Here is an 11,498-nt window from a genome sequence, read left to right as displayed (position 1 = left end):
TGAACAGGATGATTGATGGGGGTGATAGAGCAGCACAAGCTTCAAGCGGCAAGCTTCAAGTAAGAGCAGGATTGTCTTGGCTCTTACTTGCCGCTTGCCGCTTGAAACCCGCAGCTGCGTTTAACCGATGGTCATCAGACTGGCGTTACCGCCCGCCGCAGCGGTGTTGACGCTCAACGCTCGCTCGATCACCAGGCGTTCCAGTGCAATGCCGGTTTCGCCCTGGGACAGGCCATGGACCCCGACGATGGCGCCGGCACGTTTGGCCACTTGCTGGCAAACGCTGCGCAGTTGATCCGAGTCGCCGTGATGCAGGACCGCGTCGTACACCACATCGTCCTTGGTCCAGTCGGAAACGCGCTGGATGCGCGCCTGAATGTCCTTCGGCAAACGTGCGAACAGGGCCTTGCTCGTGTCGGTTTCCGGCCACACGGCCGAGCCACCCACGGCCAGTACGGCAGCCAGTTGCGTCAGCAGATCGCCTTCCACGTCGGCCAGACAGAGTATGTGCTCGCGGGGCAGGATGGCGTAGCTGTTGCGTTCCCCGGTCGGGCCGGTCAGCTGGCGGGTGATACCGCTTTGCGACTGGGCTGCGAACTGCACGCACAAGGTGCTCAGTTCAGCGAGTTTCTGACTGTCGGCCCAGGCTTGCAGGGCGGTCAGCGGCTTACTCATGGCTTCACGCAAGCGCATGTCCGGAGCGCTGACAGCGTCGCTACGGACGAAGGATTGCTGGATCGCATCGGTAGGACGTGTCGACAGCAAACGGTACAGGTAAAGCGGACCACCGGCTTTCGGACCGGTGCCCGACAGGCCTTCGCCACCGAACGGCTGTACACCGACCACGGCACCGACAATGTTGCGGTTTACATAGACGTTACCGGCATGGACGTTGTCGATCACCTTGGCGATGGTTTCGTCGATGCGGGTATGCACGCCCAGGGTCAGGCCGTAGCCGGAGGCATTGATCTGATTGATCAACTGATCCAGTTCCTTGCGCTTGTAGCGCACCACGTGCAGCACCGGACCAAAGATCTCGCGTTGCAGTTCATCGAAGCTTTCCAGCTCGATAAGGGTGGGCATCACGAAGGTGCCGCGTTTGCACTCGTCGCTGTCGGCGATTGCCATCTGGTACACGGTGCGACCTTTGTCGCGCATGGCCTGGATGTGCTTCTCGATGCCAGCCTTGGCTTCGGCATCGATCACCGGACCGATGTCGACGGACAGGCGCTCAGGATTGCCGAGGCGCGATTCGGCCATGGCACCCTTGAGCATTTCGATGACGCGGTCTGCGGAGTCTTCCTGCAAGCACAGGACCCGCAAGGCCGAGCAACGCTGACCGGCGCTGTCGAAGGCCGACGACACCACGTCGATCACGACTTGTTCGGTCAGGGCCGATGAGTCGACGATCATGGCGTTCTGACCGCCGGTTTCGGCGATCAGCGGGATCGGGCGACCCTGGTTGTCCAGGCGACCGGCGATGTTGCGTTGCAGCAAACGGGCGACTTCGGTGGACCCGGTGAACATCACACCCTTGACCCGCTCGTCGCCCACCAGTCGGGCACCGACGGTTTCGCCACGGCCCGGTAGCAGCTGCAGCACGCCTTCCGGGATGCCGGCTTCGAGCATCAGGCGCACGGCTTGGGCGGCAACCAGCGGCGTTTGTTCAGCCGGTTTGGCCAGTACCGGGTTACCGGCAGCCAACGCGGCGGCAACCTGGCCGCTGAAGATCGCCAGGGGGAAGTTCCACGGGCTGATGCAGACCACAGGGCCCAGCGGGCGGTGGGCATCGTTGCTGAAGTCGTTGCGTGCCTGTACCGCGTAGTAGCGCAGGAAATCCACCGCTTCGCGGACCTCGGCGATGGCGTTGGCGAAGGTCTTGCCGGCTTCCCGGGCCAGCAGGCCCATCAGTGGTTGGATCTCGCCTTCCATCAGGTCCGCGGCACGCTCGAGGATTGCGGCGCGTTCCGCCGGTGGCGTGGCTTGCCAGATCGGTGCGGCGTTGAGGGCGCACTGGATGGCGTTGTCGACGTCCTCGACCGTGGCTTCCTGCACCTGGCCGACCACATCGCGGTGGTCGGAGGGGTTCAAAACCTGCGTCGGGGTTTCTTCACTGGCGGCGCAACCGAGAATCGGTGCGGCTTTCCAGTCGTTGTGGGCTGTCGCCAGCAGGGCGCAGGACAGCGAGGCCAGGCGATGTTCGTTGGCCATGTCGATGCCGCTGGAGTTGGCGCGTTCGCTGCCGTACAGGTCACGCGGTAGCGGAATGCGTGGGTGCGGCAGGCCGAAACCGCCTTCCAGGGTCGCCATCTGCTCGATGCTGGCAACCGGGTCGGCTACCAGTTCCTGAATGGAAATCGACTGGTCGGCGATGCGGTTGACGAACGAGGTGTTGGCGCCGTTTTCCAACAAGCGACGGACCAGGTAGGCCAGCAGCGTCTCGTGGGTACCGACCGGGGCGTACACGCGGCACGGACGGTTCAGCTTGCCTTCGGAAACCTTGCCTACAACCTGTTCGTACAGAGGTTCACCCATGCCGTGCAGGCACTGGAATTCGTACTGCCCTGGGTAATAGTTCTGACCGGCGATGTGATAGATGGCCGACAGCGTATGGGCGTTGTGTGTGGCGAACTGCGGGTAGATGACTTCCGGTACCGACAACAGCTTGCGCGCGCAAGCGATGTAGGAAACGTCGGTGTACACCTTGCGGGTATACACCGGATAACCTTCCAGACCCTCGACCTGGGCACGCTTGATCTCGCTGTCCCAATAGGCACCTTTTACCAGGCGAATCATCAGGCGATGACGGCTGCGGCGGGCCAGGTCGATGACGTAGTCGATCACATACGGGCAGCGCTTCTGGTAGGCCTGGATCACGAAGCCAATGCCGTTCCAACCGGTCAGCTTCGGCTCGAAGCACAGGCGCTCCAGCAGATCCAGGGACAGTTCGAGACGGTCGGCTTCTTCGGCGTCGATGTTCAGGCCGATGTCGTATTGCTTGGCCAGCAGGGTCAGCGACAGCAGGCGTGGGTACAACTCGTCCATGACGCGTTCGTACTGGGCGCGGCTGTAACGCGGGTGCAGGGCCGAGAGCTTGATGGAGATGCCAGGGCCTTCATAGATCCCACGGCCATGGGAAGCCTTGCCGATGGAATGAATGGCTTGTTCGTACGAGGCCAGGTATTTCTGGGCGTCATGCTCGGTGAGTGCGGCTTCACCCAGCATGTCATAGGAATAGCGGAAACCCTTGGATTCGAATTTGCTGGCGTTGGCCAGGGCTTCGGCGATGGTTTCGCCGGTGACGAACTGCTCGCCCATCAGGCGCATGGCCATGTCGACGCCCTTGCGGATCATCGGCTCGCCGCTTTTGCCAATAATACGGCTCAGGGACGAAGTCAGGCCGGCTTCGTTGTGGGTGGCGACCAGTTTGCCGGTCAGCAGCAGGCCCCAGGTCGCGGCATTGACGAACAGTGACGGGCTGTTGCCCAGATGCGGCTGCCAGTTGCCGGTGCTGATCTTGTCGCGGATCAGCGCATCACGTGTGCCTTTGTCCGGGATGCGCAACAGTGCTTCGGCCAGACACATCAGTGCCACGCCTTCCTGGGAGGACAGGGAGAACTCCTGCAACAGGCCCTGGACTATACCGGCACGACCACCGGCACTCTTCTGATTGCGCAGTTTCTCTGCAATCGACGCCGCCAGCTTGTTGGTGGCTTCGGCCATTTCGGCCGGCAGGCGAGCCTGTTCGATCAGCATTGGCACCACTTCCGGCTCGGGGCGACGGTAAGCGGCGGTGATGGAGGCGCGCAGGACCGATTGCGGCAAGATGCTCTCGGCAAATTCCAGGAAACATTGGTGGGCGTGGTCGACCTGGACATCGCCAGCGTCGTCGCCCTCTGCGCGGATCGAGCCGTTCAGCTCGGTCAGGGTTGCACCACCCTCGAGTTTTTCCAGGTAATTGAAAATTGCCTGCTTGATCAGCCAGTGAGGTGTGCGATCAATCGAGGTCGCGGCCGCCTTCAGGCGTTCGCGGGTCGGGTCATCGAGTTTGACCCCAAGGGTGGTGGTAGCCATATTTTTATCCTCATGTTTACCACGTACGGCGTGGCATCAGCTGGCGCAAGATTAGCTGCGAGCTGATTGAGGTGCAACCGGGTGCAACCCTTTTTTTGACGAAATATCAGACAGCTCGTCAGGAATAAAACCTCGGCATGTCTACCTTGCACTGCCTTAGTGCTTTGGCTTCTAGCCGGACCTGATTAACTGCACTAAAAGGGAGCAAAAAACCACTTTTTTTGAGAAAACCGATCAGGTGCAACTGATTTGAGCGAAACTGGTTGCACCTTATTTCGTTTGTTGAATAGCATTCGCGGCCAAGGTGCAACCGGTTCAAGCCGAGGGGCATCGGCTGATGGCTTTCCTGGGGAAACATCAGTCATACATTCGCGGGCCTGCAAATCGTCGCTACACGTCTTCGTCGTCGACGCTTTCTCTGCCACCGCTACATAAAAACAAAGCCAGGGCGTAACTCATGAGTGTTAGTAATCCAACCCTGATCACCTTCGTGATCTACATCGCAGCCATGGTCCTGATCGGCCTGATGGCTTATCGCTCCACCAACAACCTTTCCGATTACATCCTGGGCGGCCGCAGCCTGGGCAGCGTTGTGACCGCATTGTCCGCCGGTGCCTCGGACATGAGTGGCTGGTTGTTGATGGGTTTGCCCGGTGCCATCTATATGTCCGGCCTGTCGGAAAGCTGGATCGCCATCGGCCTGGTCATCGGCGCCTACCTGAACTGGCTGTTCGTCGCCGGTCGCCTGCGGGTACAGACCGAGCATAACGGCGACGCGCTGACGCTGCCGGATTACTTCGCCAGTCGTTTCGAAGACAAGAGCGGCCTGCTGCGCATCATCTCTGCAGTGGTGATCCTGGTATTCTTCACCATCTATTGCGCCTCCGGCATCGTGGCCGGTGCCCGCCTGTTCGAAAGCACCTTCGGCATGTCCTACGAGACCGCATTGTGGGCCGGTGCCGCAGCGACCATCGCCTACACCTTCGTGGGTGGTTTCCTGGCTGTGAGCTGGACCGATACGGTACAAGCCACCCTGATGATCTTCGCGCTGATCCTGACACCGATCATCGTATTGCTGGCCACCGGCGGCGTGGACACCACGTTCCTGGCCATCGAGGCAAAAGACCCGACGTCGTTCGACATGCTGAAGAACACCACCTTCATCGGCATCATCTCGCTGATGGGCTGGGGCCTGGGCTACTTCGGCCAGCCGCACATCCTGGCGCGCTTCATGGCCGCTGATTCGGTCAAGTCCATCGCCAAGGCCCGTCGTATCTCCATGACCTGGATGATCCTGTGCCTGGGCGGCACCGTGGCCGTCGGCTTCTTCGGCATCGCGTACTTCTCTGCACATCCGGATGTGGCCGGCCCTGTGAGCGAGAACCCTGAGCGCGTGTTCATCGAGTTGGCGAAGATCCTCTTCAACCCATGGATTGCCGGTGTACTGCTGTCGGCCATCCTGGCCGCCGTGATGAGTACCCTGAGCTGCCAGTTGTTGGTGTGCTCCAGCGCCCTGACCGAAGACTTCTACAAAACCTTCCTGCGCAAGAATGCTTCCCAGCTGGAACTGGTCTGGGTCGGCCGTGCCATGGTGCTGCTGGTGGCGTTGGTCGCCATTGCCCTGGCTGCCAACCCGAGCAACCGTGTACTGGGTCTGGTGAGCTACGCCTGGGCCGGTTTCGGTGCCGCATTCGGTCCTGTGGTCCTGATCTCCGTCATCTGGAAAAACATGACCCGTAACGGCGCACTGGCGGGCATCCTGGTGGGTGCGATTACCGTAATCGTCTGGAAGCACTTCGAGCTGCTGGGTCTATACGAAATCATCCCGGGCTTCATCTTCGCTAGCCTGGCCATCTATGTTGTCAGCAAGATCGGCACGCCTACCGCCGGTATGCTGCAGCGCTTCGAAGCAGCCGAAAAAGATTTCCGCCTGAATCAGTAAGTCTGTTCGGCGAGCACTGATGGCTCGCTGAAGGCTGTATCGAGAAACGGCCCGTCGCCAATGGAGACGGGCCGTTTTTTTTATGCGTGATCTCCTGGGGACATCGCCAATCCTTGTGGGAGCGAGCCTGCTCGCGATAGCGACGGGTCAGTGCGGATCTGCATCGGGTTGATTGAGAAAGATCAAAACGCCCAGTAGCGCCATGTAGAACCTGAACGCGGCATCCTGGCCATTCCAGATTTCCGATTGCCACATCAGAAACCATTCGCCACCGATGACCATGAAACCAAAGAACCAGACGAAGAATCCCACCGTCAGGCCGGCGATGCCCCAGCGTTTGGCTTGCGCGAAAACCCTGGCATCGGCTCGGCGTGCCAACCACAACTCCAGGGCACCATAACCCAGCAGCCCGGCCGTGATCGCTTCGCCGAGGATGATCAGCCAGTAGGCGCCGTGCCACAGCCATGGCTGGGTGATGGCGCGGTAACGGGCGGCGTTGTCCGGGAAAGTGGTATCCATGCTCAGCACGTGCTGGACGAAATTGAAATTGGAGCGGTAGTCCGTGACATTGTTGAACACGGTCAGAAAGGCGAACGCGGCGAGTGCCAGGATCATTGCGATTTTTGCGTAACGTGCCGTCATGGGGGCGTCCTTTGCTTTTTGCGACAACGGAACGTTATCACGCCCACGTGAAGTACCGACGGCCGTCTTGGTGTAAGAAACCACTGATTCATTCGTGCGACGGCTGGTCGTGACGCAGAAAGTGTCTATCGGAAAATACAGCGCGCTTTTGCAGCTTCTATCCCCCTGCTTGTAAGGCAAATCTGTTTTTCATGACATCCCATCAACTCTCCGTGGGACTCATGCAGAATCCCCCGCCTTTCATTCTGCTGAGTTACATCGGATGTTCTCGCCTGCCAACCAACCGCGTTTCACCCTGACGCTCGACAGCGCGCCGAATGAGCTCAAGGTGCTTGAGTTCAGGGGCCAGGAAACCATCAGTGAACCCTTTCGCTTTGATCTGGAACTGGTGAGTGAACGAGCGGACCTGGCGTTGGAATCGCTGCTGCATCGCCAGGCCTACCTGGCTTTCGATCAGCAGGGGCGTGGCGTCCACGGTCAGGTCTACAGCGTAGCCCAGGGCGATTCGGGCAAGCGCCTGACCCGTTACCAGATCAGCCTGGTGCCGCGCCTGGCGTACTTGCGTCACCGTATCAACCGGCGGATTTTCCAGCACTTGAGTGTGCCGTCGATCATTGCGCGGGTCTTGAAGGACCATGGCGTCCAGGGCGATGCGTTTCAGTTCAACCTCGGCGGACAATATCCCGAACGGGAATACTGTGTGCAATACGGTGAAAGCGATCTGGCATTCATCGAGCGTATCTGTGCCGAGGTCGGTATTCATTACCACTTCCGCCACAGTCCTGACGGCCACCTGCTGGTCTTTGGTGACGATCAGACGGTGTTTCCCCGTTTGCCCGAGTCGACGCGGTATCTGCCAGGCAGTGGCATGGCCGCCGGGGAACCGGCGATCAAGCGGCTGGCTGTTCGACTCCAGACCCGGACCAGCGTTGTGACACTGTGCGACTACGATTTCCGTAACCCCAGCCTGCCCTTGCAAACCAGCCTCGACAGCCAGCAGCAGCCGGTGCTGGAGGACTATCGCTACCCCGGCCTGTTTTCCGACCGCGAGCATGGTCGGCACCTGACCCGGCGCGCCCTGGAGCGTCATGGAGCAGATTTCCGTCTGGCCGAAGGGCGCAGCGACCAATGCGCCCTGGTCAGTGGGCACTTCATGCAAATCGATGGGCACCCGCGGGAGCAGTGGAACGACCTGTGGCTCCTGACACGGATCACCCATCGCGGCCGCCAACCGCAAGTGCTGGAGGATACGGTCACGGATGGCGAGGATGAGTTCCAAGGCTATAGCAATACCTTTGTGGCGACGCCGTGGGACGTTTTCTTTCGTCCGCCGATGCTTCATGAGAAACCTGCCGCCCACGGTTATCAGCCTGCGGTGGTGAGCGGACCTGTCGACAGCGAAATTCATTGCGACGAGTTCGGACGGGTCAAGGTACAGATGATCTGGGACCGCGACGGCGAGGGTGACGAGCATTCCAGTTGTTGGCTGCGGGTAGCCACCGGCTGGGCCCATGATCGATATGGCAGTGTGATGATTCCCCGGGTCGGCATGGAAGTCCTGGTGGGCTTCATGGATGGCGATGTGGACAAACCACTGGTGGTAGGTTGCTTGCCCAACGGTGCGAACCCGTTGCCGCTGGATCTGCCCGCGGATAAGACCCGCAGCATATTGCGCAGCCAGAGCAGCCCCGGCGGGGGCGGTTATAACGAGCTGCGCATCGAGGATCGCAAGGGGGCTGAGGAGATTTATCTGCGGGCCCAGCGAAACTGGACCCAGCATGTGCTCCATGACCAGCGCGTGCAGGTTGATCACGAGCGCAGCGTTGTCGTCTCCGGCACGGCACGGCATGAGCTCAAGGCCGAAGAGTTGCGTATCACCCATGGGCGGCGCCAGGTCGAAGTACGGCAGGACGATCACTTGATGGTGACTGGCGAACGGCACATTCGCGTGACCAGCCAGGCGCTCAGTGCCAGCCAGCATTTCCATGTCAGCGCTGGTCAGCAGATCGTGTTGGATGGCGGCGCCAGTGCGACCGTCCAGGCAGGTGGACACTGGATCAGCATCGGCGCGGGCGGGATATTCAGTAGCGTGCCCATCGAGGTCGGCGGCGGGCCGATGGCGGTGATCCGCGCGACGCCGGGCTCGCCGGGTCATCCCGAGAAACTTGTCGCTGCCGTGGCCGCTCCACTGTCGTTGGCGCAGATCCTCAGCCTGCAAGGCTCGGCGCCGTTCTGTGAAGAATGTGAGCGGTGCAAGGACGGCAGCTGTGCACCGTTGCCCAGGTTTTCCAAACCCACTGATATCCAAGGGCGCCCATGAGTACGAGACAGTCGCCTCAGGCCTGGCTTGGGGAGCACCCGTTGCAAGCATCCGAGCGGCTTTTCGCCATCTTCAGCAATGTCAGCAGCGCAAAGCCACTGGCGGCCTGGAGGCGCTCGATGGCGTTGGTGCCCAGTCCGATCTGGGCGGGCACGCCTTACGCTGACTGGGAGCCCGTCATGCCCTATGTAGGCGCAGTCTCTGTCGACAGTGAGTTTCTTCAATGGGTCGCGACGACCGATTCGCTCGATTGGGGTTGGCTGGCGGTCTCTGCGGTCGGCCAGGAGGTGCTCGTCGAGCATCTGCGTGGGCTCACCCAGGTGCTGTTGCCGGGCGGCCAATCGGCTTTTTTCCGTTTCTGGGATGGGCGTTTCATGCAGCCCATGCTGCAGTCCGATGACGTCGATGCCGGACAGTTGCTGCCGGTCATCAGTCGTTGTCTTATCAACGGTCGGGCCCTGGAGATCGTGGGAAATGCCCAGCGACCGCCACCCACTTTCCCCTGGTGGGAGGTGCCGGCCGCGTTGGTGAAAGCGTTGGCGGGCGGCACGACGGACTGCCTGCTGGATAACCTGCTCAGGTGGTTGGACGAGGAGCATCCGCAGCTGTCCGAGCGCGCCGATGAGCGCATCCTGCGGCGCAAGGTTGCACATTTTCTTGAGGTACATGGAACGGTTCATGGGGTAAAAGGGCAGTTGCATGGGTATCTGATGCAAGAGCTCGGCTGAGCGGAGGTCTTCGCCCGCTCGGCTGCGAAACCCTGACGTTCGACGTGCTTCGAGGTAAACTCGTCGCCCTTCGCAGGAGCCGCCATGAACTATCGCCACGCCTTCCACGCCGGCAATCACGCCGATGTGTTCAAACACCTGACCTTGACCCGCCTTATCGCGCTGATGGCGCGCAAGGAACAGCCCTTCGCTTACCTCGATACCCATGCGGGCATCGGGTTGTATGACTTGCAGGGCGACCAGGCCAATCGTACCGGTGAATACCTGGAAGGCATCGCACGCTTATGGGGGCAAGACGATCTGCCGCCGCTGACCGCCGACTACATGAAAGTGTTGCACGAGATGAACCCGGACGGACAGTTGCGCTATTACCCGGGCTCACCGGAGCTGGCGCGGCGTCTGACGCGCCCACAGGATCGGGTCTTGCTCAATGAAAAGCACCCTGAGGACGGTGTGCTGCTCAAGGACAACATGAAGGGTGATCGCCGTGTGGCGGTGCATCTGGGCGAAGGTTGGCATGTGCCCCGCGCTTTGCTCCCGGTGGCGGAAAAGCGCGGCTTGATGTTGATCGATCCGCCCTTCGAAAAACTCGACGAAATGCAACGTTGCGCCGCCTCTCTCAAGGAGGCCATTGGCCGGATGCGTCAGACAGTGGCCGCGATCTGGTACCCGGTGAAGGATCAGCGAATGCTGCGTCGCTTTTACCAGGACCTGGCCGGCACGGGCGCGCCAAAACTGTTGCGAGTGGAATTACTGGTGCATCCACTCGCCACTCCCGACAGCCTGAACGGCTCCGGCCTGGCGATTGCCAACCCGCCGTGGGGGCTGGAGGAGGAATTGCGTGAATTGCTGCCGTGGCTGTCGAAAAAACTCGGGCAGACCCAGGGTGGTTGGCAGATGGATTGGTTGATTGCCGAGCGTTGATCGGCGATCGGATGCATTGAAAGTGTCTGGATGGGCGCATTGGCGAGCAAGCCCGCCCCCACAATAGGTTGGTGTTGATCACGAGAATACGATCAGACATAAAACCCATGTGGGAGCGGGCTTGCTCGCGAAGCTTTTAGAATCTGTAAATCAGATCGGGCAAGTCACGCCCGTGCCGCCGATTCCGCAATACCCTTCAGGGTTTTTCGCCAGGTATTGCTGGTGATATGCCTCGGCGAAGTAGAACGTTGGGGCTTCTTCGATTTCGGTGGTGATGGTGCCTTTGCCGGCCTTGGTCAACTCCGCCTGGAAGATGTCCTTGCTGTGCTTGGCGGCAGCCAGTTGATCAGGGTTGGTGGCATAGATCACCGAGCGATATTGAGTGCCGATGTCGTTGCCCTGGCGCATTCCCTGGGTCGGGTTGTGCAATTCCCAGAACATCTTCAGCAGTGCTTCATAACTGACCTTTGCCGGTTCGTAGACCACCAGCACCACTTCACTGTGGCCGGTCAGGCCCGAGCAGACCTCTTCATAGGTCGGATTCGGCGTGAAGCCGCCCGCGTAGCCCACGGCGGTACTGACCACGCCTTCGCGCTGCCAGAATCTGCGCTCGGCGCCCCAGAAGCAGCCCAGGCCGAAGATCGCAAAATCCACGTCCATGGCGAACGGGCCCAGCAGCGGCGCGTCGAGGACGAAGTGCTTTTCCGGCACGGTCATTGGGGTTTCACGGCCAGGCAAAGCTTGTTCTTGAGTAGGGAGCACGTTTTTGTTCACCAGAATTTCCGAGCGCAAGACCATCATCAGTCCTCTTGGGGAGGCAGCTGCAAGTCGCAAGCTGCAAGCTACAGGTGGTGAGAGTGTGCCATCG

7 protein-coding genes are annotated in these 11,498 nt (G+C 60.4%); 4 read left to right on the top strand and 3 right to left on the bottom strand.

Annotation, left to right across the window (positions count from 1 at the left end):
* Positions 1 to 120: 120 nt before the first annotated feature.
* On the bottom strand, positions 121 to 4,074 hold the full coding sequence (gene putA / locus FBX99_RS05650) for a trifunctional transcriptional regulator/proline dehydrogenase/L-glutamate gamma-semialdehyde dehydrogenase (protein WP_145130874.1): 3,954 nt from the start codon (positions 4,072 to 4,074) through the stop codon (positions 121 to 123).
* 457 nt (positions 4,075 to 4,531) lie between these two features.
* Between putA and putP the strand changes: the two genes are divergently transcribed.
* The gene (putP, locus tag FBX99_RS05645; RefSeq protein ID WP_144928031.1) at positions 4,532 to 6,016 is read left to right on the top strand and encodes a sodium/proline symporter PutP; all 1,485 of its coding nucleotides are present in this window, start codon (positions 4,532 to 4,534) and stop codon (positions 6,014 to 6,016) included.
* A gap of 147 nt (positions 6,017 to 6,163) precedes the next feature.
* Here putP and FBX99_RS05640 read toward each other — a convergent pair whose 3' ends face one another.
* Positions 6,164 to 6,658, bottom strand: a complete 495-nt coding sequence (locus tag FBX99_RS05640; protein ID WP_144928034.1) for a DUF2165 family protein — start codon at positions 6,656 to 6,658, stop codon at positions 6,164 to 6,166.
* 262 nt (positions 6,659 to 6,920) lie between these two features.
* Here FBX99_RS05640 and FBX99_RS05635 point away from each other — a divergent pair, with 262 nt between their 5' ends.
* The 3 genes from FBX99_RS05635 to FBX99_RS05625 all read left to right on the top strand — a co-directional run bounded on the left by FBX99_RS05635 (position 6,921) and on the right by FBX99_RS05625 (position 10,630).
* The gene (locus FBX99_RS05635) at positions 6,921 to 8,978 is read left to right on the top strand and encodes a type VI secretion system tip protein VgrG (protein ID WP_145130872.1); all 2,058 of its coding nucleotides are present in this window, start codon (positions 6,921 to 6,923) and stop codon (positions 8,976 to 8,978) included.
* On the top strand, positions 8,975 to 9,706 hold the full coding sequence (locus tag FBX99_RS05630; protein ID WP_178111841.1) for a DUF4123 domain-containing protein: 732 nt from the start codon (positions 8,975 to 8,977) through the stop codon (positions 9,704 to 9,706). Before FBX99_RS05635 ends, FBX99_RS05630 begins: the two co-directional genes overlap by 4 nt.
* Positions 9,707 to 9,790: 84 nt before the next feature.
* A complete protein-coding gene (locus tag FBX99_RS05625; RefSeq protein WP_055127175.1) occupies positions 9,791 to 10,630 on the top strand; it encodes a 23S rRNA (adenine(2030)-N(6))-methyltransferase RlmJ in 840 nt (279 codons plus the stop codon).
* Between the two features lie 150 nt (positions 10,631 to 10,780).
* Here FBX99_RS05625 and msrA read toward each other — a convergent pair whose 3' ends face one another.
* Positions 10,781 to 11,428: a peptide-methionine (S)-S-oxide reductase MsrA gene (gene msrA / locus FBX99_RS05620; RefSeq protein ID WP_144928167.1), complete on the bottom strand. Its 648-nt coding sequence runs from the start codon at positions 11,426 to 11,428 to the stop codon at positions 10,781 to 10,783.
* Positions 11,429 to 11,498 lie beyond the last annotated feature (70 nt).

The organism is Pseudomonas sp. SJZ074, assembly GCF_007828215.1.
Lineage (GTDB): Bacteria > Pseudomonadota > Gammaproteobacteria > Pseudomonadales > Pseudomonadaceae > Aquipseudomonas.
The sequence above is the reverse complement of the archived record's forward strand: the minus strand, read 5'-3'. Positions and strand labels throughout refer to the sequence as shown.